The sequence below is a fragment of the Salinisphaera sp. T5B8 genome (assembly GCF_040361255.1).
Classification (GTDB): Bacteria; Pseudomonadota; Gammaproteobacteria; order Nevskiales; family Salinisphaeraceae; genus Salinisphaera.
In genome coordinates this window covers 205,097-231,459 of sequence record NZ_APNG01000003.1, presented here as the reverse complement: position 1 = coordinate 231,459, position 26,363 = coordinate 205,097, and the positions used below count along the sequence as shown (strand labels likewise).

23 protein-coding genes are annotated in these 26,363 nt (G+C 62.9%); 3 read left to right on the top strand and 20 right to left on the bottom strand.

Annotation, left to right across the window (positions count from 1 at the left end):
- Positions 1 to 253: 253 nt before the first annotated feature.
- The 9 genes from T5B8_RS04290 to T5B8_RS04250 all read right to left on the bottom strand — a co-directional run bounded on the left by T5B8_RS04290 (position 254) and on the right by T5B8_RS04250 (position 7,681).
- Positions 254 to 721, bottom strand: a complete 468-nt coding sequence (locus T5B8_RS04290; RefSeq protein WP_353176545.1) for a hypothetical protein — start codon at positions 719 to 721, stop codon at positions 254 to 256.
- A gap of 391 nt (positions 722 to 1,112) precedes the next feature.
- On the bottom strand, positions 1,113 to 1,895 hold the full coding sequence (locus T5B8_RS04285; RefSeq protein ID WP_353176543.1) for an N-acyl homoserine lactonase family protein: 783 nt from the start codon (positions 1,893 to 1,895) through the stop codon (positions 1,113 to 1,115).
- 81 nt (positions 1,896 to 1,976) lie between these two features.
- Positions 1,977 to 3,278: an MSMEG_0569 family flavin-dependent oxidoreductase gene (locus T5B8_RS04280; protein WP_353176541.1), complete on the bottom strand. Its 1,302-nt coding sequence runs from the start codon at positions 3,276 to 3,278 to the stop codon at positions 1,977 to 1,979.
- Positions 3,275 to 3,556 carry an MSMEG_0570 family nitrogen starvation response protein gene (locus tag T5B8_RS04275; RefSeq protein WP_353176539.1) on the bottom strand — a complete coding sequence of 94 codons (282 nt, stop codon included), beginning with the start codon at positions 3,554 to 3,556 and terminating at the stop codon, positions 3,275 to 3,277. Before T5B8_RS04275 ends, T5B8_RS04280 begins: the two co-directional genes overlap by 4 nt.
- Complete coding sequence (locus T5B8_RS04270; protein ID WP_353176537.1) at positions 3,549 to 4,550, bottom strand: sll0787 family AIR synthase-like protein; 1,002 nt, start codon at positions 4,548 to 4,550, stop codon at positions 3,549 to 3,551. The genes T5B8_RS04275 and T5B8_RS04270 overlap by 8 nt, the downstream gene beginning before the upstream one ends.
- A complete protein-coding gene (locus tag T5B8_RS04265) occupies positions 4,547 to 5,101 on the bottom strand; it encodes an MSMEG_0567/Sll0786 family nitrogen starvation N-acetyltransferase (protein WP_353176638.1) in 555 nt (184 codons plus the stop codon). The genes T5B8_RS04270 and T5B8_RS04265 overlap by 4 nt, the downstream gene beginning before the upstream one ends.
- Positions 5,101 to 6,207, bottom strand: a complete 1,107-nt coding sequence (locus tag T5B8_RS04260; RefSeq protein WP_353176535.1) for an MSMEG_0568 family radical SAM protein — start codon at positions 6,205 to 6,207, stop codon at positions 5,101 to 5,103. The genes T5B8_RS04265 and T5B8_RS04260 overlap by 1 nt, the downstream gene beginning before the upstream one ends.
- Positions 6,146 to 7,186, bottom strand: a complete 1,041-nt coding sequence (locus T5B8_RS04255; RefSeq protein WP_353176534.1) for a Nit6803 family nitrilase — start codon at positions 7,184 to 7,186, stop codon at positions 6,146 to 6,148. The genes T5B8_RS04260 and T5B8_RS04255 overlap by 62 nt, the downstream gene beginning before the upstream one ends.
- A 12-nt stretch (positions 7,187 to 7,198) precedes the next feature.
- On the bottom strand, positions 7,199 to 7,681 hold the full coding sequence (locus T5B8_RS04250) for an MSMEG_0572/Sll0783 family nitrogen starvation response protein (RefSeq protein WP_353176532.1): 483 nt from the start codon (positions 7,679 to 7,681) through the stop codon (positions 7,199 to 7,201).
- Positions 7,682 to 7,937: 256 nt separating this feature from the next.
- Between T5B8_RS04250 and T5B8_RS04245 the strand changes: the two genes are divergently transcribed.
- Entirely contained in the window at positions 7,938 to 9,362 is a 1,425-nt protein-coding gene (locus tag T5B8_RS04245) for an aminotransferase-like domain-containing protein (protein ID WP_353176530.1), read from the top strand.
- Positions 9,363 to 9,404: 42 nt separating this feature from the next.
- Here the strand turns inward: T5B8_RS04245 and T5B8_RS04240 are convergent, their stop codons facing one another.
- The 3 genes from T5B8_RS04240 to cynS form a co-directional block, all read right to left on the bottom strand.
- Entirely contained in the window at positions 9,405 to 11,138 is a 1,734-nt protein-coding gene (locus T5B8_RS04240) for a bifunctional protein-serine/threonine kinase/phosphatase (RefSeq protein WP_353176529.1), read from the bottom strand.
- Positions 11,139 to 11,259: 121 nt separating this feature from the next.
- Positions 11,260 to 12,072 (bottom strand): formate/nitrite transporter family protein, encoded by an 813-nt coding sequence (locus T5B8_RS04235; protein WP_353176527.1) that lies wholly within the window; start codon positions 12,070 to 12,072, stop codon positions 11,260 to 11,262.
- A gap of 57 nt (positions 12,073 to 12,129) precedes the next feature.
- Positions 12,130 to 12,576: a cyanase gene (gene cynS, locus T5B8_RS04230; protein ID WP_353176525.1), complete on the bottom strand. Its 447-nt coding sequence runs from the start codon at positions 12,574 to 12,576 to the stop codon at positions 12,130 to 12,132.
- Between the two features lie 500 nt (positions 12,577 to 13,076).
- Here cynS and T5B8_RS04225 point away from each other — a divergent pair, with 500 nt between their 5' ends.
- Entirely contained in the window at positions 13,077 to 14,348 is a 1,272-nt protein-coding gene (locus T5B8_RS04225) for a mechanosensitive ion channel family protein (RefSeq protein ID WP_353176523.1), read from the top strand.
- Positions 14,349 to 14,373: 25 nt separating this feature from the next.
- Here T5B8_RS04225 and T5B8_RS04220 read toward each other — a convergent pair whose 3' ends face one another.
- Together T5B8_RS04220 and T5B8_RS04215 are read right to left on the bottom strand one after the other, a co-directional pair.
- Positions 14,374 to 14,652 (bottom strand): DUF3253 domain-containing protein, encoded by a 279-nt coding sequence (locus T5B8_RS04220; RefSeq protein WP_353176521.1) that lies wholly within the window; start codon positions 14,650 to 14,652, stop codon positions 14,374 to 14,376.
- 2 nt (positions 14,653 to 14,654) lie between these two features.
- Entirely contained in the window at positions 14,655 to 16,358 is a 1,704-nt protein-coding gene (locus tag T5B8_RS04215) for an alkaline phosphatase family protein (RefSeq protein WP_353176519.1), read from the bottom strand.
- Positions 16,359 to 16,630: 272 nt separating this feature from the next.
- Between T5B8_RS04215 and T5B8_RS04210 the strand changes: the two genes are divergently transcribed.
- Positions 16,631 to 17,722 carry a mechanosensitive ion channel family protein gene (locus T5B8_RS04210; protein WP_353176516.1) on the top strand — a complete coding sequence of 364 codons (1,092 nt, stop codon included), beginning with the start codon at positions 16,631 to 16,633 and terminating at the stop codon, positions 17,720 to 17,722.
- Between the two features lies 1 nt (position 17,723).
- Here T5B8_RS04210 and T5B8_RS04205 read toward each other — a convergent pair whose 3' ends face one another.
- From T5B8_RS04205 to T5B8_RS04180, 6 genes are all read right to left on the bottom strand, one after another.
- Positions 17,724 to 18,380, bottom strand: coding sequence for a DsbA family oxidoreductase (locus tag T5B8_RS04205; protein WP_353176514.1), 657 nt, complete (start codon positions 18,378 to 18,380; stop codon positions 17,724 to 17,726).
- A 52-nt stretch (positions 18,381 to 18,432) separates the two neighbouring features.
- On the bottom strand, positions 18,433 to 19,080 hold the full coding sequence (locus T5B8_RS04200; RefSeq protein WP_353176513.1) for a helix-turn-helix domain-containing protein: 648 nt from the start codon (positions 19,078 to 19,080) through the stop codon (positions 18,433 to 18,435).
- A gap of 480 nt (positions 19,081 to 19,560) precedes the next feature.
- The gene (locus tag T5B8_RS04195; RefSeq protein ID WP_353176511.1) at positions 19,561 to 21,030 is read right to left on the bottom strand and encodes a UdgX family uracil-DNA binding protein; all 1,470 of its coding nucleotides are present in this window, start codon (positions 21,028 to 21,030) and stop codon (positions 19,561 to 19,563) included.
- A gap of 11 nt (positions 21,031 to 21,041) precedes the next feature.
- On the bottom strand, positions 21,042 to 22,319 hold the full coding sequence (locus T5B8_RS04190; RefSeq protein ID WP_353176509.1) for a putative DNA modification/repair radical SAM protein: 1,278 nt from the start codon (positions 22,317 to 22,319) through the stop codon (positions 21,042 to 21,044).
- A gap of 92 nt (positions 22,320 to 22,411) precedes the next feature.
- Positions 22,412 to 23,926 carry a chemotaxis protein CheW gene (locus T5B8_RS04185; RefSeq protein WP_353176508.1) on the bottom strand — a complete coding sequence of 505 codons (1,515 nt, stop codon included), beginning with the start codon at positions 23,924 to 23,926 and terminating at the stop codon, positions 22,412 to 22,414.
- On the bottom strand, positions 23,926 to 26,058 hold the full coding sequence (locus T5B8_RS04180; protein WP_353176506.1) for a methyl-accepting chemotaxis protein: 2,133 nt from the start codon (positions 26,056 to 26,058) through the stop codon (positions 23,926 to 23,928). The genes T5B8_RS04185 and T5B8_RS04180 overlap by 1 nt, the downstream gene beginning before the upstream one ends.
- Positions 26,059 to 26,363 lie beyond the last annotated feature (305 nt).

Sequence of the window (26,363 nt, the reverse complement as noted above, 5' to 3'; positions counted from 1 at the left end):
GCCGCCCGACTGAACGCCAGGCCCCCAAGCGCTAGTCAGCACGGCGCGGGCTGGCCAACGCCTGCGCCCCGTGAATCGAAAAACACGCCAACGCCGGCCTGCGCGTCGCTACCGGCGTTTAGCGTCGAAGCCCGGTAGGGGCAGCCCAGTACAACACATGTAGCGCGATTTCACGTTAAGCCCTTGCTCCACCGCTTTTTAGGACCGCGCAAAGAGTTACATGTACTGTCACAAGATCCCACACCTGGACCGGTTATGCCCCGAATGTACTTTTAACAACATCGTTCGCCTTGTCAAAAATTTTTTCTGCGACACCCGGAATTAGCTTTTTAACTCGTTCCCAGCGAGTTTCAGACATAGCAACAGGCGTCGCTCCCCGAATTCTATCGGAAGCCAAATCCATAAACTGAGCATAAGACACAGACTGCTCGGCCAGATCGGTAAGCTCATCTATAAATGCCAATATCTCAATCTCTGATCGATAGAATTCTAGAAATAATCTTTTCCCGCTTTCGCTACGGGTAAGAAACTCATTTTGATTTACGTAATACTGGAATTTTTTTTCTGAGTCAGAAAACTCCCACTCGAATCGCGGGTAATTCACTACTCTAATCTTCGCACCTGAGCTCTCTATTGCCGCTGAAATTTTGAGGCCGACAAATAAAATGATGAACCCCAGGACCAATATTGCTATTAATATCAAAGTATTAGTACTAGTCATATCCACCACCCCTAATCTGGTTGGTACTTTGGCATAAAGCGAATTCGACGACATTTGCGTACCGAAAACACGGCAAACTCGTTACCTAACGCCGCTCTGCGCCCCTTACTTGCGAAACAATCGCTTAGTAGTCGACAACCCGTACGCGTGTATCAACCGACCCACCCTAAACTTAATATCGCACGGGCCACAATCGTGAGAAAGCACTCGATAGCCGAAGCCAAAAACGAATGATGTCTTCTTTTCTGGCCAGCACCCCACGACCGTAAGCGGTCTTGCACAGGCTCGCTGAATCGGCCGATTCGATTGGCATGAATTGGTACTTGCAGCGATATCCGGGGACAGGATATTTAATTCCTAACCGCCAAGGCGGTTCGACATTGCTAATCGTTCAATCCCGATACTCCGGAAAAAGCGGCAATGAACGAAAGAATGCGAAATCGTGGTTGGGCCAGAGTTCGGCCCCTTCGCGAGTGCCCATCTGTTTGATACGACGGATGCTGGCCAGGGCTTCGGCTTCGCGATCCTGCCAGCAGTAGCCAGGGGCGATTTCGTCGATCAGGTTTTCGGTGAGGTCGGCTGCGTCGCCGCACAGGATCACCGGGGAGCCCTTGGGCAGTTCGATGAATAGCGACATGTGGCCGGCGGTGTGGCCCGGGGTTTCGAAGGCATGTACGCCGGGGACAACATCGTAATCGTCCTGCTGAATTTTCCAGCGTTCGCGCTCGGCGATCTCGTCTTCGAAGATGCCGCTCACCTCGCCGGTATCTGCGGCCTCGACTTCGGCGGCATGCAGATGCACATCGCAGCCGGGCACGTCGCACAGCCCGCCCGCGTGGTCGAAATGCAGATGGCTCAGGAATACCAGATCGATATCGGCCACGCTCAGGCCCAGCCGCTCGAGATAAGCCGGAATGCGCTGCGTCTGCGACATCGCGGGAACGTCGAACGTCGGCCGCATGGGCTCAAGGTATTTCTTGCGCAGTTCGGGCGTGGCGATCTTGTGATAATCGCAGCCCACGTCGAAGAGAATGCGCCCGTTCGGGGTTTCGATCAGGTACGCCAGAATCGGGGCGTCGATATACACGCCGTGGCCGCGCCCCCGTGTCGAAACGGTCTTTTCGTAGCGGTGGGTGGCGGTGAGCAGTGGCCGGATGGAAAGCGCGCGGGTCATGGCGATCGGGTTGCAGCGTAACGATGGCATACCCGATGCAGCGACCGTGCCGTTTCGCCCGGTCAAAACGCCGCGACCGGCTCACCCCGTATCGGCGAGCGCGGGTGCGGCTTGCATCGCGGCGATCTGATCGACCAGATATTGGGCATCCGCACCGACCGCGGCGAACCGTCCCGAGCCCCAGGTATTGAGCCAGGGCAGCCCGAGAAAATACAGCCCGTCGACCGGCGTCACGCCGCGCCGATGTACCGGCTCCCCCCGGCCATCGAACACCGGTGCTTCCACCCAGGAGAAATCGCCGGCGAAACCGGTCGCCCAGATGATCGTGCGGATGCCGCTGTCATCGAGCGCCAGTGCTTCGGGCTCGAATGGCGGCTGCCAGACCGGTCGATACGGCTCGGCAGCGGGCGCGTCGATGCCCTGTTCGGCGATATAGGCATCGATGCTGTCGCGTATCTTGCAGTAGGTGGCGTCCGCGCTATCGAGGTTGTCGGCCAGATTGGCCTCGAACCGCATGCGCCCGCCGGCTTCGATCGTCGCCAGGCGACCATAGAGCTGCATACCATCGAGCGCGAACGCGCGCAGATCGATTTCGTGGCCACCGTCGCGCCCGCTCATATAGTGGTTGGCCTTGTGGCGCAACGTGTATTCCGATTCGGGATGATGGGCGACCGTGACATCGTAGGTGCCCATGCGTTCGAGCCAGTCCACCGAATCGCGGCCACGATAGACCCGCGGTGCGCGCGGGGCGCTGCCCACGCACAAATGCACACGCCGGCCGGCCCGGTGCAGGTCTTCGGCAATCTGGCAACCGGACTGGCCCGTGCCTACGACCATGACCTCGCCTGCGGCGAGCTGCTCGGGGTTGCGATAGTCGACCGAATGCAGCTGGTCGATCGTGGTCGGCACACGCTCGGCGATACGCGGCACGCGCGGCACGTGGTAACCGGCCACCGCGAGCACCACCTGATCGGCGGTGGCCGTACCGGCGCTGGTTTCGACGCGGAACGTAGCGCGTTCGTCGCGGCCCAGACGGGTAACGGTGACGCCTTCGCGCAGGGGCGGATCGACGAAATCCGCATAGCGCTCGAGATAGGCCACGATCTCGTCTTTTTCCATGAAGCCGTTAGGGTCGGCGCCGTCGTAGCCGAAACCGGGCAGCCGGCATTGCCAGTTGGGCGTGACCAGACAGAAGGTATCCCAGCGCTTGTCGCGCCAGGCGTGACCGACCCGATGCTTTTCCAGCACGATATGGTCGATATCGGCCTGCTGGAGCCAGTAGCTTGCCGACAGCCCCGCCTGGCCGCCGCCGATCACGACCACCGGCCAGTGACGGCCGATATCCGGGCCGTCGATCATGGCACGACGCATGAAACGGCTCATCGTTCGAACCCCTCGACGGTGACCGTGGCATCGCTTGCAAACGCCTGCGCGGCGCGCTCGATGGCCACCAGCTGTTCGGCCGAGGCGCTGCATGCATAGCCGTACTTCGCGCGTACCCGTTCGCCGGCGTGCGTGAGTGCCGTGCGCGCGATACGCACGAACTCCGGCACCGCGTAACGCGTGCCGGGCTCGAAGAATTGGGTGATCGTGCTCGACGGCGAATAACAGCGCATACGGCGATCGTCCGGCCAGCGCACGTTGAACCAGGTTTCAGGCATGAAAGGACTCCGACTCGGCAACAGCCTGTGTCCGTGCACAGGCGATATAGGGTTGGGTTCGAAAATCGCGGATCTCGCGTTCGGCGCGGCCCGCGCGTAGACGCAGCCGCAGGCTGTCGTCGCAATGGCCGATCGCGGCACAGGCGATATCGCGGGCACAAAAGCGCGCGATTACGGCGTCGACATCCGCCGCCGCCACGGCCAGCAGAAAACCGAAGCTGGGAAAGGTTTCGCACAGCCAGCGGGCGGGATCGGCGGTGTCCGGGCACGGCACGCGCTCGATATCGATCACCGCACCCACCTGCGACGACTCGGCCAGCATCATGGCCGTGCCCACCAAACCGCCCATGCTGATGTCCTTGGCCGCGCGGCACACGCCGTCCTCGGCCAGGCCCGGCAACAACGCGAGATCGGCCCGCAGGCGCGCGGCCGGCGCATCGGTACTCGCATCCCAGTTCGGCAGCGGGTGGCGATAACGCCCGCGTAGATCGATGGCGGCCACCAGGACATCGCCGGGCTGTGCATCGAAACTGGTCAGCAGCTGTCGCGCCCGGCCGATGATGGCCACCGACAGCTGTTCGTCGTCGCTATGGGCATTGCTGTGGCCACCTACGATGGGCACGCCGTACGCCTGCGCGGCGGCGGCCATGCCCTCGACAATCGGGCGCGCATGGGCCACATCGCGGCTCCACACGGCATCGACCACCGCGCTGGCACGTCCGCCCATTGCGGCGATATCGCTGATGTTCACCATCACGCCGCAGTAGCCGGCAAACCACGGCATATGCGCCACGAAGCTTTTGACGAAACCTTCGATCGCGAACAGCAGCCAGCCGTCGCCATCGGCAATCGCTGCGCAATCGTCGCCGATACGAATCGCGCCTGGATCGGCCCCGTGGGCACGTAGCGTGTCCATGACCGCGGCGATATCGGTCTTGCCGGTAATGCCCTTGGCCGAGCGCGCGGCCTGGACTACGGCATCGAGGCTGTTCATGCGGCCGCCCGGCGCGGCGCGACGACCGCGCAGGCATTCGGTGCACACGGCGGATACCAGGCCAGATCGGCCTGCATGAGCGCATGCGGTGCGCCGCACACGCGAACCTGTTCCAAGGTCTGCCAGTGCAGGGATTCGAAAAACGCCACGTTGGCCATCTGCACGGTGGCAGTGAATCGACGACAGCCACGGGCATGGGCACTACCGACGGCCACCCGAATGAGTTCACGGCCGAGCCCGGCCATGCGTCGAAAGCCGCGGGCTACGGCCAGCCGCGAGCCGTGCCAGAGACCATTGTCGTCGGCATGAATACGGACCGTACCTACGACCTGCTCGGCCATGCCGGCATTCCATGACAGGGCCACGATGGGTATCGCGATCGCATCGATGGCGTCGCGATCGGTGTGCGCGAACAGCCGTTGTTCGTCGCAGAACACCTGCTTGCGCAGCCGCTGGGCGGCACGGATCTCCCAGGCGCGATCGGCGCGCTTGACGCTGTACGCCGCAGGTACGAAGGCTGCCACCTTGTAGTCGTCGCCGTCGAGCAGCATCACGCGATCTCGGCGCTGCGCTCGTAAGCCGATAGCGACGAACAGGCACCGCAACGCCCGCAGCCGGCCTTGATATCGGCCGAGCGCATGCCGGCGGCCCCGAGCATTTCGCCGATCGGCTCGAGTAGCGACTGCATGAACGCCGCACTCGGGGCGGCGTGATTTTCCAGCGGCGTACCGGTGATCGGTACGAACGGCACCACGAACGGATAGACCCCGCGCGCGATAAGCGCACGGCTCATGTCGATAATCGCTTCGCGCGTGTCGCCCAGTCCGGCCAGAATATAGGTCGAGACCTGACCACGGCCGAATACCGCGACCGCCTGCTCGAAGGCGTGCAGATACGCATCGGGCGTGACTTCGGCCTTGCCCGGCATGATGCGCTCGCGCACCGCGGGCGTGACCGCTTCCAGATGCATACCCAGCGAATCCACGCCGGCGGCCTTGAGCCGCTCGAACCAGATTGGTTCGTCCGGCGGTTCGCATTGCGCCTGAATCGGCAGATCCACCGCCGCGCGCACGGCGGCCGCGCTTTCGCACAGAATCGCGGCCCCGCGATCGGTGAAATTGGGCGTGCCGGTGGTCATCACCATATGCGTCACGCCGTCGAGCTCGACCGCCGCGCGGGCCACTTCGGCCAGCTGTTCCGGCGTCTTGCGATTGATGGTGCGCCCTTCGGCCAGCGATTGGCCGATCGCACAGAACTGGCAGGAGGTCGCCCGGCGGCCATAGCGCACACAGGTCTGAAAGACGGTCGTGGCCAGCACGTCACGCGAATGCAGCTGGGCGATCTTCCAGTAGGGAATGCCGTCGGCGGTTTCGCGACCATAGAACCGCGGCTGCGGAGCAAAACCGATGGTGGTCACCGGCTCGCCATTGCGGGTCAGCCGCCCCTGGCTGTCGGTGGCGAACGGCGAGCGCTGCGAATGGCCGGTATGCACTGGCACCATCACGGTCTGGCCGTCGACGGTCACCGCCTTGTGATCCGACGGCCCGGCCCCGCCGCGCCGGCTGGGCGCGCCCTGATACTGGGCTTGGCTCGGGTCAGCCAGTCGAAGCCCGAGTGATTGCATCTCGGTAAGCAGCGTTCGGCTCGGATTCGCCATGGTCGGATTCCTCGGATTCAGCTAAGGACGGGGTCGCAACCCGCGCGGGATCGGCGTGCCGTGTCGCGTGGGAGCGCGGATCGATACGCAACGACAACAATTCCGGGCGGGCGTAATGGCCGACCGAATCCATCATGCGCTTGCGCTTGGTGATCAGATCCAGATCGATGTCGGCGATCATTCGGCCCGGCCCATCGCGTAGCGGCTCGACCACATGCGAGCCGTCCGGGGCGATGATGGCGGTATAGCAACCGCCGGACAGGCCTTTCTGGAGCGCCGGGTCGGGGGTCACGCTTTCGATCTGATCGGCATCGAGCCAGGCCGTGGCATTGACCACGAAACAGCCAGCTTCCAATGCATGGTGGCGCAGCGTGACTTCCTGTTGTTCGGCAAAGATCGGGCCCACCAGCGAGCCCGGGAACTGGCTGCAATGGATCTGTTCGTGGTCGGCCATCAGTGCATAGCGCGCCAACGGGTTGTAATGCTCCCAGCAGGCCAGCGCGCCGACACGCCCGACCGCGGTATCGACAGCATGCAGCCCGGAACCGTCGCCTTGGCCCCAGACCATGCGTTCGTGGTAGGTGGGCGTGATCTTGCGACGTTTGAGTACGATCTCGCCGTCGCTGTCGAACACCAGCTGGCAGTTGTAGAGCGTGCCGTGGTCGCGCTCGTTAATGCCAAGCACCACCACGATCTCGTGGGCACGCGCGGCCGCGGCCACCGCATCGGTGACCGGGCCGGGCACGCTCGGCGAATGGGCATAAAGGGCACGATGGCGTTCGCCCATGGCCATGGGCGCCATGACGAACGACCAGTACGGGTAATAGGGCACGGCGGTCTCTGGAAAGACCACCAGCTGTGCGCCCTCGGCGGCGGCCACGGCAATTTCGTCGAGCACCCGCGCGACGGTGCCATCGGCACTATCGAGCACCGGCTGCAATTGCACGGCTGCGACCTTCACGGTTCGTGGTTCACGCATCGCGACGTGGCGCTACATGGTCCAGGTGGACACGACATAGGCATTGTCGCGGCGTGCGATCAGCTGGATATCGAGCACATCGAGCGGGCTGATCGGCTGAATGCCTTCCACAAGTGCTGGCTCGCCGTGGCCGTAGAGCGCCTGCAGGGCAAACCGGCAGGCATAGACTTTGCCGCCTTCGTCCATGAATGCCTTGAGCTGGTTTTCGTAGTTCTGATGGCCGGGAAAGGCTTCGTCGCCAATGGTGGGAAAACCGCGTTGCACCCCCAGTGTCACGCCGGGTCCGTAGAGCAGAATGGTGGTTTCGAAACCCTTGCGCAGCAGCCGCTTGGCCTGAAGCATATTCACCAGGCCGATCGAGCCTTCGAAGGCGACGGTATGAAACGTCACCAGCGCTTTCTCGCCCGGTTCGGCCTGTACGTCCTCGAAGACCTTGTCTTCGTAGTCGACGAAATAATCGCCTTTCTGCACTTTCGCTGTGGTGACTTCAGGCATCGGGTTGTCTCCTGTTGAGTGGCCATATGTCAGGCCGACGCACCGGCGTCGGTCAGCAAGGATGTTGCAACGCCTGTGCCAAATGATCGGCCATACAATGCGATCATTTGTCGATCATTTACGCGAAAACTGTGCTAGCGTTTAGCTGCGCGGCGGGCGATTATTTTTCGCGTGACCGGTAACGGCGGGAAAGCGTGATGAAGAGCGCGCACCACACTGGTGAATTCCGCGTGCCGCGCACGATTCGAGGGCAGTCATGAACAACCATCTGAGCCGCTGGTGTGCAGCGATCACCGCCAGCGATCGGCCGACCTATCATGCGATCGCCGATGCGATCGCTGAAGATATTCAGGCCGGCCGTCTGCGCGCCGAGCAGAAACTGCCGCCGCTGCGCGCGCTCTCGCGCATGCTGGGGGTGAATTTCAGCACCGCCGCACGCGGCTATGCCGAAGCCGCCGAACGCGGGCTCATTGCCGGGCGCCCCGGCAGCGGCAGCTATGTACGCGGCGAGATCAGAAGCGACCCGGTACGCCATGCCAGCACGGTCGGGCCGATCGACATGCGCATGAATATGCCGCCGGAACCGCGCTCGCCTGCGTTGCGCGCCCGGCTGCGCGAAGGCTTTGCCAGCCTCGGCTCGGGCCACGATGTCTACGATTTGCTGCGCTACCAGGAATTCGGCGGTGCGCAACGCGACCGCGAAGCCGGCGCTGCCTGGATGGCCCAGCGCCTGCCCCGGGCCGACTGCGCCAATATCCTGGTGTGCCCGGGCGCGCATAGTGCGCTGCTGGGCCTGTGTGCCTCGCTGCTACGCGCCGGCGATAGCCTGGCCTGTGAAGCGATCAGTTATCCCGGCATCAAGGGCATTGCGGCCCATCTGGGTATTCGCCCGGCCGCCTTGCCTGCCGACCACCACGGACTCGATCCGGACGCCTTTGCTGCGTTGTGCGCGGCCGACCCGCCCAAGGCGCTGTATATCAACCCCACACTCAACAACCCGACCACCACCACCCTGCCCGCCGAACGCCGCGCGGCCATCGCCGAAATCGCGCTGCGTTATGGCGTGCCGATCATCGAGGACGACCCCTACGGCTGCCTGCCCAAACAGCGGCTTGCGCCGATCGCCACCTATGCGCCCGAATTGACGTTCTATGTGGCTGGCCTGTCCAAGGTGCTGGGGGCGGGTCTGCGCATCGGTTATCTGGTGACCCCGAATGCGCGCTACACCGCCCGCGTGTCGTCCACCATGGCGACGCTATCGGTGATGGCCAACCCGGCGATGATTCGCCTGGCCACGCGCTGGATCGAGGATGGCACGGTACGCGCTGCGACCCGCGCGATTCGCAAGGAATCGATGGCACGGCAGGCATTGGCGACACGCGTGCTGCGCGGAATCGAATACCAGAGCCAGCCGGAGGCCTTTCATCTGTGGCTACCGGTGCCGGCGCCGTGGAACCGTATCGAACTGGCCACACGACTGCAGCAACATGGCATCGCCGCGGTCGTATCCGATGCCTTTGCCATGCGCGCGCCGGCGCCGGAGGCCGTGCGCATATGCCTGGGCGGCACCGCCAGCCGCGAGGAATGCCATCGCCATCTGGAAATCATGCACGATGTGATCGAGCACCTGCCGGCGATGGCCGCGGGCGGCTATGGCGAGCCCTTGGCAGGCGCTTATTAGTCGCGCACCCAAACAGCTGCCTTGATCCGCTGTTTCAACGCCTCAGCCGAGGGCGATATAGCTCACAAGGCCGATCACGATCAGACCGAGCACGGCCGACAGCCCTTTCCAGAAGCGATTGGGGTCACGCTCGATCAGCGGCAGGCGATGATCGGCCACGAGTTCGCCGCGCGGATGGCGCAGGTCGTAGACGAATTCGGCCACCTCAGCGTAGCGCTTGTCGGGATTCGGATGCAGGGCCTTGCGTAATGCGTTGTCGACCCAGACCGGCACGTCGTCGTTGTAGACGATCGCGCTGGTATAACGCAGCCGGTTCAGATCGGTGGCATTGCGGGCCCGCGATACGTCCGGCCCGTACGGCAGATGCCCGGTGAGCATCTGATAGGCAATCACGCCCAGCGAATACACATCCGAACGCGTGGAACCACCCGCGCCGACGAAATACTCGGGGGCGGCATACTGGCTGGTACCGAGCACGTCGTCGCTGCCCAGACGCCCGGCGCTTTCCCGAATACCGGCGACCGCCACCGCGCCGAAATCGATAATCTTCACCGTACCCAGCGTATCGATGAGGATATTGTCGGGCCGCAGATCCTGGTGAATCATCTCCTGGCGATGAAAGGCGAGCACGCCCTTGCCGATCTGCTCGACGATGGGCCGCACGCTGGCCATATCCGGCCCGGAATGATCGACCATCCACTGCGACAGGCTCTGGCCCTCGATATATTCCATCGCAACGAACAGATGCGTCGGGTTCTGACGCGGCGCCGAGGCCTTGAGCACATACGGGCTATCGATACGGCGTGCGATCCATTCCTCGAGCAGAAAACGTTCTAGCAGCACCGGATCGGCTTTCAGATCGCTGGCCGGTATCTTGAGTGCGACCGGCGCGCCGTCGACTTCGTCACGGGCCAGAAACACATGGCTGCGCCCGCTGACATGCAAGGCGCGCACGATTTCATAGCCTTCGAAATGCATGCGCGCTTCCAGCGCGGGTGCAAAGGCGCGTTGTGCCACACCTTCGCTGATATCGTCGGCGCTGGCTTCGCCGACGCGATCGATACGCACCAGCTGTACGGTGAGATTGTCGTGGCTGCCGTGCTCGTAGGACATATCGACCAGATGGGCCGCCGCGGCTTCCAGGTCGTCGCCGTGCACGGCGACCGTATCGATCAGGGTCGGGTCGTCGGTGTATTCATAGACGCCGTCCGTGGCCAGCACGAACACATCGCCCGACGCGATGGCCAGGCGCTGGTAGTCGATCTCGACCCGATCGTTGACACCCAGCGCCCGCGAGAGATAGCTCTCGTAACGGGAAATACGCAGCCGATGACTTTCCGTCAACCGCTCCAACGCGCCGTCGCGGATGCGATAGATACAGGTATCGCCGACATGAAACAGATAGGCGCTGGCCGCCTTGAGCACCAGCGCGCTGAAGGTACACACATAGCCACGATCGGCATCGTCGCGATACTGGCTCTGGCGCGTCTGGGCATAAAGCCAGGAATTGAGCGCGGCAATCACCCGTTCGCCGGAGCGGCGGACCGACCAGGCCTGCGAGGTGCAGTAATAATCTTCCAGAAAACTCGAAACCGCGGTTTCACTGGCGATCTGGCTGACATCGCTGCTACTGATGCCATCCGCGATGGCCACCGCGATCCCCTTGGTATGCAGCGGCGTGCCCTGAGGCACGTACAGGCCGTGAAAATCCTGGTTCTGCTTCTTGCGTCCGGCCGAACTCGCCTGGCCGGTCGTGACCGTTAGTAAAGAGGGCATGACGATGTGCGCGGCTCGCGCGGCTCGCGCGGCCAGCCGCTAGCGACAGACAAAGCGCAGGTAAAACGACACGCGCCGAAACCGGCGCGTGTCGCTACCGAGCGTACAAGCGCTCGACCGATCAAACGATCTCCCGGCGCGGCTGGGTCCGCACATGGGTGGAGTAGAGCGTCAGACCGGTGAGCGAAATACCGCCCACGATATTGCCCAGCACGGTGGGGATTTCGTTCCAGAAGATGTAGTCCCCGAGGGTGAAACCGCCGCCCAGAATCAGACCCAGCGGAAACAGGAACATGTTCACCACCGAGTGCTCGAAGCCGAGATAGAAGAACACCATGATCGGCATCCACATGGCCGCGATCTTGCCGGTGGCCGAGGTCGATACCATCGCGCCGACCACGCCCATCGACACCATCCAGTTGCACAGGCAACCACGGATGAACAGCGTCAGCCAGCCACCGAAGCCATGTTCCTTGTAGCCGAGCGTACGGCCCTCGCCGACATGGGCGATGGTCTGGCCGACCTCGTTGACCGGCGTATCGAATCCGTAGGTGAAGTTGATCGACATGATCACCGCCACCGTCAACGCACCGGCGAGATTGCCGATGAACACCAGCCCCCAGTTCTCGAGCACCCGACCGATCGTGACCCCCGGGCGCTTGTCCAGCCAGGCCAGCGGCGTGAGCATGAACACGCCAGTGAGCAGGTCGAACTTCATCAGATAGAGCATGCAAAAGCCCACCGGAAACAGCACCGCGCCGAGTAGCGGGTTACCGGTGTTCACGGTGATGGTGACCGCAAAGACCACCGCCAGCGCCAGGATGGCGCCGGCCATATAGGCACGCACGATGGTGTCGCGCCGGCCCATATAGATTTTGGATTCGCCGGAATCGACCATCTTCTGGACGAACTCGGCGGGTTCTAGATACGACATGAATAATCCCCCAATGAAATCGGAACCATGTGATCGCAGCCGCTATCTTGCGGCGTGCTACCAGCGCACATAGGGCAGGAACTTGCCGTTCATCACGATCTTCACGCGGTCGCCCTTGGGGTGTTCCTCGCGTTCGACATCGATCATGAAATCGATGGCCGACATGATGCCGTCACCGAATTCCTCGTGAATGCACTGCTTCACGCCGGGGCCGAACACCGACAGAATTTCGTAGAAGCGATAGAGCAGCGGATCGCTCGGGATGGTCTTGTCCATCCACTGGCCCTTGAGCGGGCACTCCTGCAGCGCTTCGGCGACGTCGTCGCCCAGGTCGAGCACCGCGGTAATCTTCTGTGCAATCTCCTCGGTCGCCGAGGCCTCACCCAGACAGGCGGTCGCCGTCCATACCGGCGCCATGCCGATCTCGCCGGCGATATCGTCCCAGCGCAACCCCTTGGCTTTCTTGGCATCCAGAATCGCGCGGGTCATGGCCTTCTTTTCCATCTCGATCTCCCTTCAAACGAGGCAATACGGGCGTCATGGGCCCAGGTAAAAATGAGGCGCCTGCGACCCTGCCCCAGCGGCAGCGCCGCCTGCAGACGCCGGCTCGCCCCGGGCTATCGCGAAATTCGTGCCACTTGCCGCAAACACACCATTGCGACTTGGCATGTCGCCACTTGGAGTCGATGACTTGCGTCGCAGCAAAACAATTATTATTACCCTGTTGCACCGCAACATTGCATATGCACCATTTTTGACCCGCGCTGCGCACACGGGTGACGCTTGCGCCGCCCGCAACGAATCAGCGCCGTCGAAACGCCTCGCCAGGGCCTTTTGCCGGCTCACGGCTGTTGGCGGCGGTACACGGGCATGCGCATACGCGTGTTGTGGCCCCACCCGGCATACGGGTATGTTCATATTCGGGCAGAACAGGTTTCGTCGTACGCGTGCATCACGCAGGCAAACACCGATCACCCATCGTGCAACCGGGGGCCGTAAACTGAATGCGTAATCGTCTGGGCGCGGGTATTACCGCGCTGTTGTGTGTGGCCACCCTGGCCACGGCCGGTGCCGCACTCTACGGCTGGTGGCGTGCCGATCACTGGAACGGACTGCCGATTCCCCAGGCCGCCCTGACCCTGGCCACGATCCTGCTCGCCTGGCTTGCCAGCCGTGCGACCGACCGGCTGGCCAACGGTCTGAATGAAGGCCATCGCGCCTGGCAGCAACGTTTGCGACGCGTACTCAATGTCGAGGACGGCGAGCGTTTTCGCGAGGCCGATCTGATCGCGGCCTTGCTGCATCTGGCGATCTGGCTGGCCGTGCCGCTGGTGTTGCTGCGTATCTGGGGCCTGTCGCGAACGAGCTTCGACATGCTCCGCCATCTAGCCTGGACCGGGTTCAATCTCGGCCAGATCCAGATCGTGCCGGCACAGCTGATCATGGGCGCGCTGCTGCTGGTGGTACTGGCCACCGTCATTCGCTGGATTACCGGGCGCATGGAAAACCAGTGGCTGGCACGCACGCCCATGGAGACGCATACGCGTGAGGCCGTGGCCACGATCACCGGCTATGTGCTGTTCGTGATCGCGGCCCTCGTGGTGCTCAGCTATGTGGGCCTGGATCTGACCAAACTGGCATTCATCGCCGGTGCGCTGTCGGTGGGTATCGGTTTCGGCCTGCAGACGATCGTGAACAACTTCGTCTCCGGGCTGATTCTGCTGTTCGAACAACCCGTACGCCGCGGTAATTACATCACCGTGGGTGAAACCGAAGGCTTCGTACGCCGTATTCGTATCCGGGCCACCGAGATCGAAACACTACAGCGCACCACCGTGGTGGTACCCAATTCCGAACTGCTGACCCTGCACCTGAAGAACTGGAACCTGCGCGATCGCTACGGGCGCATCAGCGCGCCGGTGGGCGTGGCCTACGGCAGCGATGTGCGACTGGTGGAAAAGCTGTTGTTACAGGTCGCAAGCGAGAACAAGGATGTCATCAGCGACGGCCGCGCAGGCGTACCCGCCCCGGCTGCCCTGTTTCGCGGTTTTGGCGATTCGGCGCTGGATTTCGAGCTGCGCTGTTTCATTCGCGATGTGACCCGGCGCTTTTTCGTGGTTTCGGATCTGAATTTCGCTATCGACGCCGCCTTTCGCGAACACGACGTCACGATCGCCTTTCCGCAGCTGGATGTGTGGCATCGCAGCGCCCCGCCACCGCAGGATGGGGCCGGCGAAGGCTCGCCGGAGCGACCGAGCGAGCCCGATACGGCGTGATCCGCCACCGGGCACGCGAACCGGATCAGCCGTTGCTGGATACGGTATCGACCGGGCGTCCCAGGCGAATGGGCCCGCGTGCGCTGCGCACATCCACAACCGTGCCCTGCTGGGTGGCCACGATCTCACCGGCCTCGGCCAGACGCGCGGCGGCCGCGCGCACCGCGCCCATGTGATCGCGCCATTCCGTGGCTGCCCACAGATTGCGCGCCACATCCGACGGGCAGATCGTGGCCCCGGGCTCGCCGGCATCGACCTGGCTGAGAATCGTGGCTTCGATGGTTTGTGTATTCGGCTCGGTCATGGTCACTGACTCGCGGAAGATTTAGCACGTTCGGGCGCGCCCTGGCGCAGGCGCATGAGTACATCGGCAATCCGGCGCTGATCGTGGCCGCCGGCCAGCGCCGAACGCACGATACGCCCAATCGCGGCGCGATTGTCACCGTGCCGGGCCACGATCAGTGGCAGATCGGAATCGCGCGCCGACGGACTGCCATGCCAGGAGTGATAAAGCGGGGCGAAATAATAACGCTGGGCCGGGTCGTCGCGGTCGCCGTTGTGGGCCACCAGAATCAGATCGCCCGCACGATCGCCGTGGCGGCCCACGGTGAGGTCGTGCAAGCGCTGCGGCATATCGACATAGCTCGGATGCGGATGAGCCGCCAGATAGGCCGCGATCGGCTGGGTCCTGCCGTGACCGGTATACACTTCGAAGACCTGTTCGGCATCGCTGTCCGAAGCCGCGGTACGCACCAGAATCATATCCAGCGTGCCCCGCAATTCCGGCACGAGCAGGCCGTCTTCGTTGTTTCGATAGAACGCTTCGGCCGCGGTTTCGATATCTTCGGCGCGCGCCGGGCGGGTCCAGTCGCAGGGGGCGTCGCGCGTTGCACAGGTGGTGCGATCGGCCACGTAGACATAGGCCAGCGCGCCCTGATAGGCAATCACCGCATCGAAGAATACGTCGTCATCGATGGCCAGTTCGTAGGGCCGCAGGGTAAAGCCGGCGGCTTCGAGCAGATTGGGCGGCTCGCCTTCGCCGTCGGTCGACAACGAATGGGCATCGTCGTGCAATACGCCGGTATGGCCGTGATCGGAGGTGATCACGATATAGCGATCGTCGAGCTCGCCGGCCTCGGCAAGCGATTCGCGCAGATCGGCCATCATCGGTTCCAGGCCCTTCTTGAGATAGTCGCGACGCGAAACATCCGGATCGGCGTCGTGGATATGCGCGTAGTGATCCAGGCCGGGCAGATAGATCGTGATCACATCCGCGGCGAGTTCGTCCTCGATGAGATCGTCCATGTTCTCGATGACTTCGGCATCGAGTTCCTCGAACAGCGACAACGACTGCTCGCCGGTGAGCTGGCCGGCCACATGCTCGGCAAACAGACTCTGGAAGGCATCCAGCATCGCGGTACGATCGGTGAGAATGAGCCGGTCGGCCCCGGCATAGAACTGGTGCATGCCCACCCAGATGCGTACGCCGGGATCGGTTTCGCGCAGGCGCTGGTAGATCGTGGGCACTTCCAGCAAGTCGTTGGCATAGCCGTCGGTATAGATTTCGAATACCGGTGTGGCGTCATGGATGGTCACCGGCACCGGCGCCGCATATTCGCCGGTCGCACGAATGAAGTATTCGTTGCCGGCGACGCCATGTTCGGCCGGCGTGGCGCCGGTCACCGTGGTCGCCCACGACACCGCCGTGGACGAGGGCAATACACTGACGATTGAATCCTGGAACCAGGCATGGGCGAATTGCTGGTTGCCGTCATCGCCGAGCAGACGTGCCATTTCCGGCAGTTCGCCGGCACGCAGCATGTCGTAGAGCAGATGCCGGTCGATACCGTCGATCGCGACCACGAGCAGTTTCGGCGCCGCGTTCGCGGGCGGGCGCTCGTCGGCATCGGTTTCGCGCAGCGCCACCTGTTCGCCAGCCACCCAGAACTGGGCGGCCTGCCAGGCACAGCCGTTGATCCCCAGGGCCAGGCACCACACCAGAATGCGCACGCTAATCCGCCTACGCCAAAAACCTGCTAACGCCAAGCCCCACTCCTTTGTTTTCCTTCAACCTGCTCGCTGGCGCGACATGGATTCGCCCGTCGCGGCACATCGGCCTCTATCCCTGCGCGTCAAAATAACCGAAATTACGGGGCAGCGTCTCGATCGAACCCGCCAGCGCGAAGTAGAGAACGCAGCGCGGTGGCGGCGTGGCAGGAAAACTGCATGCCTGTGCAGTTGAGGCGGCCAATGGCGCGCCTGGTGTTCTGGAAACGTCTGCAATGCTCGAAACACTCGATAGTCCGATCGGCCGCTGGGCCGTAACCCTGGCCACCGGCGCGCTCACCGCCGCCGCGGTGACCTTCGCCTACATCCTGTTAATCAAGCTCGGTTATCGTCTGATCCAGCGGCGCGCGATCGCCCGTGAATTCCTGCAGCAATGCGACAACGCCGGCGGCGTGGTGGTGTTCTTTGTCGCCCTCCAGGCGGTCTGGCATGCCAGCGATGACAGCGTGCCGTGGATTGCGGCCATTCGCCATCTCAACAGCCTGTGTCTGATCCTGGCCCTGACCTGGGCAGCGCTGAAAGCGATTACCGCGATCGGCGATGTCATCGTCAGCCTCAATCCGGCCGTCGAAGGTCGCCACCACGCGGCCCGCCGGGTCGAAACCCAGGCGCGTTTTCTCACCCGCGGGCTGACCGTACTGGTGGCGATCATCGGTATTTCCACCGCGCTCATGACCTTCCCGTCGATTCGCCAGCTGGGCACCAGCCTGCTGGCCTCGGCCGGTATCGGTGGCCTGATCATCGGTTTTGCGGCCCGGCCGGTGCTGTCGAATCTGCTGGCCGGCCTGCAGATCGCGCTGTCTCAACCCTTTCGTATCGAGGACGTGCTCAAGTTCAAGGACGAATGGTGCTGGGTGGAGGAAGTCACCACCACCTATGTGGTGCTGCGCACCTGGGATCTGCGCCGGCTGGTCGTGCCCCTGCAGTGGTTCATCGAAAACCCGTTCGAGAACTGGACCCGTCGCCCGACGAGCCTGATGGGGACCGTATTCATGTGGCTGGATTACCGGATGCCGGTACCGCCGCTACGCGCCGAGTTCGAGCGGCTGCTCAAGGCCGACGGTGCCTGGGACGAACTCATCGGCACCACCCAGGTCGTGGATGCCGGCGAGCACGCCATGCAGATTCGTTTTCTGATGAGTTCCACCGACTCGATCACGCTCTGGCATTTGCGTTGTCGCATGCGCGAAGCATTGCTGGATTTCGTACAGCGCGAATACCCGGACTACCTGCCGAACGTGCGCGCCCGCGTCGACGAAAACGAAGTACCCGAGGCCTCGCGCCCGCCGGCCGCGCCCGAGATCTGATTCAGGCGCTTTCGCTGCGCTCGGCCGCGATCTGGCGCAGGGCATCGGCCAATGTCGCGGGCGGCTGGGCGCCGGCGAGCAGATATTGGTTGTCGACAATGAACGACGGCACCGACGATACCCCCAGCGACTGCCAGTGGGCGACTTCGCGCTCGACCTGTTCGGCATAGGCCTCACCGGCCACGATCTCGCGGATGCGCTCCCCATCCAGGCCCAGCGATGCGCCGATCGTCGCAAGCACGTTGGCATCGGTCGGGTTTTCGGCACGGCCGAAATACGCCGCGAACAACGCGCGATTGAACGCCCCGTCGCAGCCCTGTTCTTTCGCATAGGCCAGCACGCGATGCGTATCGAAGGTATTCCAGGAGCGCCGTGCCAGGGCCCGGTCGAAGTTCAGCCCGAGTTCGTTCGCGGCGGCCATGATCTCGTGCTGCGCGGCTTTCATCTCGTCTTCGCTGCGCCCGTATTTCGCGCTCAGATGTTCGAGAATATCCCGCCCGTCGTCCGGCACATCGGGGTTGAGCAGAAACGGATGCCACTCGAGTTGCACATCGATTTCGTCATCCAGTTGGGTAATCGCTTGTTGCAGGCGCGCGTCGCCGATGGCGCACCAGGGGCAGACCACATCGGAAACCAGGTCGATCTTGAGTGTTTGCATCGTGCGTATTGCCTTGGGTAATCCGCCGACGATGCCGCTGTTCGCCTGGCTTTCAAGCCCGGTCGGTCTGATCGTCCGCGCCAGAGGTATTTCCCGCGGCCGAACTTTGCTGGAACTGTACGGCCATGGTGAGCGCACTTTCACAAAACGCCATGACCCGCTCGAAATCCGCCTGCGGCAGCTGGCGGGCGGCTTCGTTGCCGCGGTAGATGTTCATCCATTGCCGATCGCGCTCGACCATGCCGGGCAGCCGGCCCACGCCCCAATCCTCGGCGAGCGCCCACAACCGCGGGTTGAAGCCACGAACGAGTTGAATCAGGAACGGGATCGGATCGTTGCGCGCCAAAAGTGAGGTCAGTCGCAGAATCAGATCGAAGGATACGGTGGCCGAACCCTGTTCCATGGCCTGCAATACGGTCTTGTCTTCCAGATCGAGCGCGCTGGCCAGTTCATCGCGCGAAAGCCCGGCCGTCTGGCGTGCATCCTGGATCGCCTCGCCGGCGCGCTTCATCCAGGCGCGCTGCTCGTCGGACAACAGACGACGCTGGGCGCGGTCGAGGATGATCGTACGTCCGATATCCAGGGTCAGCCCGCCGACGCGCCTTGTCAGCGCGCCCAGCGCCTTTTTCGACAGGCTGCCGCTCAGGCTCGCGAACTGACCCAACAGATTGCTGCGTGCACTTTCGCCTTTGTCTGCCATGCGATTCGACCATTGGAGGCGGAATGTCAGTGCCGATCATGCACGCCCGGCGTGTCGTGCGCGAGTCGGCGCCGTGGTTTTCGACACCGGGGCCGGGCACGGCCAAGCGTGGACGCTGCGCACGCACCGTTTCATCCGGCTGCATTGAGCGGCCGACGCCGAGACGAACCACATGGGCCGAATCGGTACGCAGGCTGTGTGCGATGTGAGATTACGCTGCGTTAATCCACCTACACTTACGCGCTGGCCGTATCGGCGCTGACTTCTCATTCGCTTCACAACCGGGGCCGAAGAAAGCACGTGACCCGTAGCGGTCAGTCGTTACAGCGACCAACCGGCATCGAACTCGGGGGCTACGTTCCTGTCGGATTACGCCTTCGGCTAATCCGACCTCCGACTGCAACTGCGTTCGCTGCGTATCGCGACGCCGAATCGAGGTCCTTTATTTGCGACCTTCGCGTTCATTGGCGAACTATTGATTCAAACCCAGTCCACCGCCTGCGCCAGATCCTGGACGAAACGCTGGTATTCGCTGGCGTTCGCGGCCGCCGTCCCGCGCCGAAGCAGATACGACGGGTGGACGGTCAGCAGATAACGCCGATCGTCGTGCGTGATGATGCGGCCACGATCACGGTTTATACGCACGTCGGTGCCCAGCAATGCGCGCCCGGCGGTCGCGCCCAGGCCGATCACCAGCTCCGGTGCCACCAAACCGATCTCGGCATCCAACCAGGGCCGACAGGCCATGACCTCGGTTTCGCTGGGCGTGGCATGCAGGCGGGTCTTGCCGCGTGGGCTAAACTTGAAGTGCTTGACCGTGTTGGTCAGATACAAACGCTCGCGCGCCACCCCCGCGGCCGCGAGCGCGCGATCGAGCAGCTGCCCGGCTGGCCCGACGAACGGCAGACCGGCCAGGTCTTCGCGATCGCCGGGTTGTTCGCCAACAAGCATGACGCGGGCATCGGCCGGGCCCTGGCCGAACACGGTCTGGGTCGCTGGTTGCCAGAGCGGGCAGTTACGACAGGTGGTGGCCTGCAACGCCAGGCGTTCGAGCGATGCCGGCGCGCTCGCCGCGACGGCCGCAGCGTTGTCGGCCTCGGGGCTGGCCGGGCGGGGCCCGCAGCGCAGTTCGTCACTATGCTTGCGGTTGGCCTCCATCGCCTGCACGCGCCGGTCGGCGTCGCGCAGCAAGGCGGGGATGAGATGCGCCTCGGGCATGTTCTTCCAGTACTTCTGCGGCATTTCGGATTGCATCGCCCGAACCTTGACCCGTGCCGGGTTGAAGATACTGCGGTAATAGATCTGCCAGGCCTGCTCGAGAGCATCGCCTTCGGGCGCGGCCGATTTGTCGGTGGCCGGCGAGAACCAGAGCTGGCCATGACCTTCCCAATGCACACAGCCGACCGGCGTGAGAATCGACCAGCGCATGTTGGCAAAACGGCGTTGGAAAAAGCCGCTGACGTACTCGACGATGAAATGCTCGGGTTCGAACCAGGCCAGATAACGTGGCACGCCGTCGTCGGTATCCGTCACCTCGCGAAACCGCACAAACGCTTTCATCTTGTGCACATCCCGCCGCACGGCCTTGGCATAGCGGTTAAAGCGCGCCGTATCGGCATCGCCGGAGAGTTGCAGCACATGCCGTTCGCCGTGGGTCAGCCGCCAGAGCAAGCGATACAGCAGCGCCCAGCGATCGTCGTCGCGATGACAGCTGACCGTACGTGCCTGGGCAACGAATGCTTTGGGCACCCGCGCGCCGGAGGCAGGCGCATCGGCGTCTGCCTGTTCATGATCGGGCGTGGGCTGCCACCAGACACGCGCCGGCGCGATACCGGCGGCCAGCAATCGACGTGCGGCGTTCTGCCAACCGGCGAAATTCGGCGCAAAACGCGCAACGACCTGATCGCCGGCCGTGCTCTGCGAATCGAATAACGACGCTTGAAAGCTCATGGGCAAAGCGCCTAGAAATCGAAGGCCTGCTGGGCAGCGCGTGCGGGCACAAATCGGGCTCTAAGCGCGGCGCTTGGTGCTTCGGCCAGCGCCGGTCGGTGATTGGCACAGATCACGAATGGCATGGCTTTCTTGACGCCAGCTCTGAGCGCAACCAGATCTTCGAGCCGGATTTTCTGCCAGCGCCGAATGGCCAGTAACCGGTCGACCGATTTCACCCCCAGCCCGGGCACGCGCAGCAGCCGTTCGCGCGCGTCGCGGTTGAGATCCACCGGGAAATAATCGCGGTTGCGCAATGCCCAGCCCAGCTTCGGGTCCACATCGAGATCGAGCATGCCGTGGCTCGCGCTGTCGTCGACGCCGGCGGTGATTTCGTCATGGCCGTAGCCGTAGAAACGCATCAGCCAGTCGGATTGGTACAACCGATGCTCGCGTATGAGCGGTGTACGCCGGGCCGGCAGCTTGGCCGAGGCGTCGGCGATCGGCGAAAAGGCCGAGAAATACACCCGCTTGAGGCGGTAGGCCGAATACAGATTCGCCGTGGTCGACAGAATCTGGGCATCGGTCGACGGCTCGGCGCCGACGATCATCTGGGTGGACTGGCCCGCCGGGGCGAAGCGCGGCGTGGCGATACGCCGCGGCGACAGACTGGATGTGCGGCGCGCCTCGCGTCGACGTTCGGCGTATTCGTCCTGGCGCGCACGAATACGCGCCATCGACAGCTTGATGGTGCGATGATCCTTTTCAGGCGCGAGATCGGCGAGCGCGATCCGCGTGGGTAGTTCCACGTTAATCGACAGCCGGTCGGCATAGGTGCCGGCATCAGCCAGCAATTGGCCGTCGGCATCCGGAATCGTCTTGAGATGGATATAGCCGCGAAAATCGTGATCGACACGCAGACGCCTGGCGACTTCCACGAGCTGGCCCATCGTATAGTCCGGGCTCTGAATCACCCCGGAACTCAGAAACAGGCCTTCGATATAGTTGCGCTTGTAGAAATCCAGGGTCAGGCGCACCACTTCATCGACGGTAAAACGCGCCCGTGCCACGTTCGATGAATTGCGATTGATGCAGTAGCTGCATTCGTAAATACAGAAATTGGTCAGCAGGATCTTGAGCAGCGAGATGCAGCGGCCATCCGGCGCATAGGCATGGCAAATGCCCGAACCCTCGCTCGAGCCGATGCCCTTGCCGCCGAGCGAGTGGCGCCTGCGCGTGCCACTCGACGAGCAGGACGCATCGTATTTGGCCGCATCGGCGAGAATCTCGAGTTTCTTGATCAGCTCCATAGCTGTAACTATATACAGCCGAGTGCGATCTGGATTCACCCGAATCGAAGTTTTCCTGCGGCGGCGGCGAATGCCGCCTTACCGGATACAGACTAGGCGCTGGCCAGCGCCGGCGGCGCACAGAGGCTTGCAGGCAGCGCGGTTTCGTCGCCCAGCAACTCGGCAGCCAGGGCCTGTAGGCACAGCAGCGACAGATACTGTTTACGTTCGCCCACCCCTACCGACGTCAGACAATGATGCCGTTGGGCCAGCGTCGGCCTGGCCGCGTCGCTACCGCGCCGATACACATGCAGGCTATCGGCCGGCGCTTCGATATATTCGATATCGTCGGCGGCGTCCACAATAAAGCCGATACGCCCGGCCGGCACCGGCACCACCAGCACACGGCAATCCCCGCCGGCGGCCTGTTCACGACCCAGCAGGCGACGCAGATCCACCAGGTTGACCAGCGCCCCCAGATGCCGGAATACGCCTTCGAACACACGGGCGTGGCCAAGCGGTGCATAGTGCTCGGGCATGGGCAGTACGGCCTCGAGTTGATCGAGCCACACCACGAACTCGCCCGCGACCTGAAAATGCAGAAAGGCAAAACGCCGCCAGGCGAGTCCGCTTGACTGACGTTGTTGCAGCATGTCCTGATTGAGTTCTGCGTGTACGCGCGCGATGTTGGCGAGCTCCTCGCGTGCGAAAAGCGCGCTGTGCGAAAGCATCAGCGCATCGGCCTGGCCCGGCCGCGACAACAACCCGGCTACCACGCTGTCGCGCAATTGATCGGCCGACCCGCTCAGCGGCAGGCAATCCTGCGACTGATACGTAGCCATGCTCTGAACATGCTCGACCGCCAACGCCAGCTTGCCCTGGCCGGTATCGATCACCAGCAACTGGGCCGGCGGCTGGGTCGTCGGGGCCTCGCCGAGCAGCGAGCGCGCATCGAAGACCGGCACCAGATCGTCGCGCAGGCGATGATTGCCCAGATAACCGGCAATCGCGACCGCGGGCTTGCTCAGATCCTGGCAGGCCGCGATTTCGCGTACGACATCGGCATCCACGGCAAACGTCAGGGGCCCGGCACAGGCAATCACGGCGCGCTTGCGAGCGGTTTCGCGCGCGTAGTTGCCGGTACGCGCTGCGCGTGCCTTGCGCCCTGCTTCGTCGCTGACATGGACCATGCCCTCGATCGCCAGCAAGGCCTCCATATCGAGTACGTAAATCGGCTTATCGCTTTGTGTACGGCAGAATACATGGGCCGCCAGCAAACGTTCGTCGCTGTCGGCGCGATCCAGGGTATTGAGTTGTTCGCCATCGATACTGATGACATCGCCCACCCGGTCGACGAGTACACCGAAGCGCCGCCCGCCGCTGGCAAGCACGGCGACGACATACCGCTGTTCGTCGGCCGACGATGGCTGGCCGTTGCCCATCAGCGCCGCCAGGTCGACCGTCGGGATCTGGGCGCCGCGCAGGGTAAAGCTGCCGCTGACCCATGCCGGCGTTCGCGGCAGCCGGGCCAACGGCTGTTGGAGCGCAACCACCTCGCGTAGCGAGTCCAGTTCGAAGGCGACCTCGCCGTCGCCGACGCCGAGAATACCGAAACTGTGCGTACTCATCAGCCGGCGTTGACGGCCTTGAGCCGGACCGGCGGCGCGTGCTGCTCGCGCGATTCGCGATGCACGTTTTCGTGGGCCGAATCGGTCAGCGCGCGAATGAGGCTATCGACACGCGTGGCCGTACCCAGTTGCTCTTGTGTGGTGGTCGCGATTTCTTCGACCGACGATGTGGTCTGCTCGACGCCCTCGGCGATCCGCCCGAAGGCATCGTGGGCCACCCGGATGACCTCGTTGCCGCTGTCGATCCGCTTGAGCGATTGGCCGATGAGACGATTGATCTGACGGGTGGCGTCGGCCGATTTTTCGGCCAGCTTGCGCACCTCGTCGGCCACGACGGAAAAGCCAAGCCCGTGTTCACCGGCACGCGCGGCCTCGATCGCGGCGTTGAAGGCCAGCAGATTGGTTTGCGAGGCGATCTCGCCAATGACCTTGACGATTTCCTCGATGTCTTCGGCGGATTTCTGGATCGCGCCCATGGCCTCGGTGGAATTGTCCAGCGCCTTGACGCCCTGGCTGGCTTCGCGCTGGGTCGTACGCGCCATTTCCTGCGTCAGCCGCGTATTTTCGGCGATCGAGGCGATCGAGGCATTGAGCTGTTCGACTGCATCGCGCATGGCGTCGCACTGGCGCTGGATATGTTCTTCGCGCTCGACCTGTTCGCTGATATCGGTGGCGAACTTGACCACCTTGTACGGCTGGCCATCGGCATCGAAGATCGGATTGTAGGTCGCCTGGATCCAGATCCGCTGGCCGAACCGGCCGATGCGCATGAAACGTCCGCCAAAGAATTCACCGCGCGCCAGCGCCAGCCAGAAATCGCGATAGGCGGCACTGGCGACATAGCTGGGTTCGCAAAGCAGGCGATGATGCTGACCGACCAGCTCGTCGCGCTGATAGCCCAGGGTATTCAGGAAGTTATCGTTCGCTGCCAGGATATAACCCTTGAGATCGAACTCGATCACGGCCTGCGAACGCGCGATCGCGTTGACCTTGCCTTCGAATTCCGTATTGCGGTGCTTGTCGGCGGTGATGTCGGTGGCGAACTTCACCACCTTATAGGGCCGACCGTGCAGATCGAAGATGGGGTTGTAGCTGGCCTGCAGCCAGATCTCGCGGCCGTCGCGCGCCAGGCGCTTGAACTGATCGGCGATATATTCGCCGGCCGCCAGTTTCTGCCACAGCCGCTTGTAGTCTTCGCTGGCCGCGTATTCGGGCTCACAGAACATGCGGTGGTGCTGGCCGACCAGTTCGTCGAGCCGATAGCCCACCGTATCGCGAAAATTCTTGTTGGCCGTGATGATGGTGCCATCGAGATTGAACTCGATGATGGCCTGCGCACGATCCATGGCCGTGAATTTGCCGTCGGCCTCGGCCTGGCTGCGTCGCTGCTCGGTAATGTCGCTGGCGAACTTGACGATCTTGGTCGGGCGTCCGCGCGCGTCGAGCACCGGATTGTAGACCGCCTGCACCCACACTTCGCGGCCATCCCGGGTATAGCGCTGAAACTCACCGGAGATGAATTCACCGCGCGCCAGACGCGCCCAGAAGTTTCGATACTCCTGGCTTTGCGCGTATTCCAGATCGCAAAGACGGCGATGATGCTCACCGACCAGTTCATCTTCGCTATAGCCCATCAGGTTCAGGAAGTTGGCGTTCGCTTTGAGGACATGGCCATCGAGATCAAACTCGACGACCGCGCGCGAGCGATCCAGGGCATCGAGCTTGCTGGCGTGTTCGGCGCTAATGCCTTTTTCGCGCGTGATATCGCTGGCGAGCTTGATGATGCGCACGACCTCGCCAGCCTCGTTGTAAATCGGGTTGTAGGTGGCCTGCAGCCACACTTCACTGCCGTCGCGTGCGATACGCCGATATTCGCCGCTGTCGAAATGCCCTTCGGCCAGGCGCTGCCAGAACTCGGCATAGGCCGGCTGCTCGACTTCTTCGGTCGCGCAGAACATGCGGTGATGTTCACCGATGATCGTTTGGCGTTCGTACCCCATGGTGCGACAGAAATTGTCGTTCGCATCGAGGACGTAGCCTTGGGCATCGAACTCGATCACGGCTTGCGCGCGATCAATCGCGGTGCGCAGCGCCTTGAACTGGGCAGCGGTGACGGCAGCGGAATCGGTCATGGCTTGGCCTGCATAAGATGAAAGAAACACGCCGGGATACAGAGGCGCTACGCGCGTGGGTCACAACGCTTGCATGCGCACCAACCCGGCCCCGCTACAGATCGGCGAAATGTCGCCAAACTTTATTCGCCGACCCTTGGGAGGGCGCGCGGTATCAGCGCGTCATAAAAACAGCGGGCGTCTCGGGTTGGTAACGCGCGTACGCGCCGTGGCAAAGGCCCTTTAGAACATTGAAAAACAACGTCGAAAAGGTGCTTTCGCTTATTACTAGATAATGTTGAACATAGCGGCCACACCGTGCTGTT

Bases quoted from the DNA above. Each gene is read 5' to 3' on its own strand.
- T5B8_RS04290 (WP_353176545.1), bottom strand. From the start codon at position 721: ATGACTAGTACTAATACTTTGATATTAATAGCAATATTGGTCCTGGGG.
- T5B8_RS04285 (WP_353176543.1), bottom strand. From the start codon at position 1,895: ATGACCCGCGCGCTTTCCATCCGGCCACTGCTCACCGCCACCCACCGC.
- T5B8_RS04280 (WP_353176541.1), bottom strand. From the start codon at position 3,278: ATGAGCCGTTTCATGCGTCGTGCCATGATCGACGGCCCGGATATCGGC.
- T5B8_RS04275 (WP_353176539.1), bottom strand. From the start codon at position 3,556: ATGCCTGAAACCTGGTTCAACGTGCGCTGGCCGGACGATCGCCGTATG.
- T5B8_RS04270 (WP_353176537.1), bottom strand. From the start codon at position 4,550: ATGAACAGCCTCGATGCCGTAGTCCAGGCCGCGCGCTCGGCCAAGGGC.
- T5B8_RS04265 (WP_353176638.1), bottom strand. From the start codon at position 5,101: ATGCTGCTCGACGGCGACGACTACAAGGTGGCAGCCTTCGTACCTGCG.
- T5B8_RS04260 (WP_353176535.1), bottom strand. From the start codon at position 6,207: ATGGCGAATCCGAGCCGAACGCTGCTTACCGAGATGCAATCACTCGGG.
- T5B8_RS04255 (WP_353176534.1), bottom strand. From the start codon at position 7,186: ATGCGTGAACCACGAACCGTGAAGGTCGCAGCCGTGCAATTGCAGCCG.
- T5B8_RS04250 (WP_353176532.1), bottom strand. From the start codon at position 7,681: ATGCCTGAAGTCACCACAGCGAAAGTGCAGAAAGGCGATTATTTCGTC.
- T5B8_RS04245 (WP_353176530.1), top strand. From the start codon at position 7,938: ATGAACAACCATCTGAGCCGCTGGTGTGCAGCGATCACCGCCAGCGAT.
- T5B8_RS04240 (WP_353176529.1), bottom strand. From the start codon at position 11,138: ATGCCCTCTTTACTAACGGTCACGACCGGCCAGGCGAGTTCGGCCGGA.
- T5B8_RS04235 (WP_353176527.1), bottom strand. From the start codon at position 12,072: ATGTCGTATCTAGAACCCGCCGAGTTCGTCCAGAAGATGGTCGATTCC.
- cynS (WP_353176525.1), bottom strand. From the start codon at position 12,576: ATGGAAAAGAAGGCCATGACCCGCGCGATTCTGGATGCCAAGAAAGCC.
- T5B8_RS04225 (WP_353176523.1), top strand. From the start codon at position 13,077: ATGCGTAATCGTCTGGGCGCGGGTATTACCGCGCTGTTGTGTGTGGCC.
- T5B8_RS04220 (WP_353176521.1), bottom strand. From the start codon at position 14,652: ATGACCGAGCCGAATACACAAACCATCGAAGCCACGATTCTCAGCCAG.
- T5B8_RS04210 (WP_353176516.1), top strand. From the start codon at position 16,631: ATGCTCGAAACACTCGATAGTCCGATCGGCCGCTGGGCCGTAACCCTG.
- T5B8_RS04205 (WP_353176514.1), bottom strand. From the start codon at position 18,380: ATGCAAACACTCAAGATCGACCTGGTTTCCGATGTGGTCTGCCCCTGG.
- T5B8_RS04200 (WP_353176513.1), bottom strand. From the start codon at position 19,080: ATGGCAGACAAAGGCGAAAGTGCACGCAGCAATCTGTTGGGTCAGTTC.
- T5B8_RS04195 (WP_353176511.1), bottom strand. From the start codon at position 21,030: ATGAGCTTTCAAGCGTCGTTATTCGATTCGCAGAGCACGGCCGGCGAT.
- T5B8_RS04190 (WP_353176509.1), bottom strand. From the start codon at position 22,319: ATGGAGCTGATCAAGAAACTCGAGATTCTCGCCGATGCGGCCAAATAC.
- T5B8_RS04185 (WP_353176508.1), bottom strand. From the start codon at position 23,926: ATGAGTACGCACAGTTTCGGTATTCTCGGCGTCGGCGACGGCGAGGTC.
- T5B8_RS04180 (WP_353176506.1), bottom strand. From the start codon at position 26,058: ATGACCGATTCCGCTGCCGTCACCGCTGCCCAGTTCAAGGCGCTGCGC.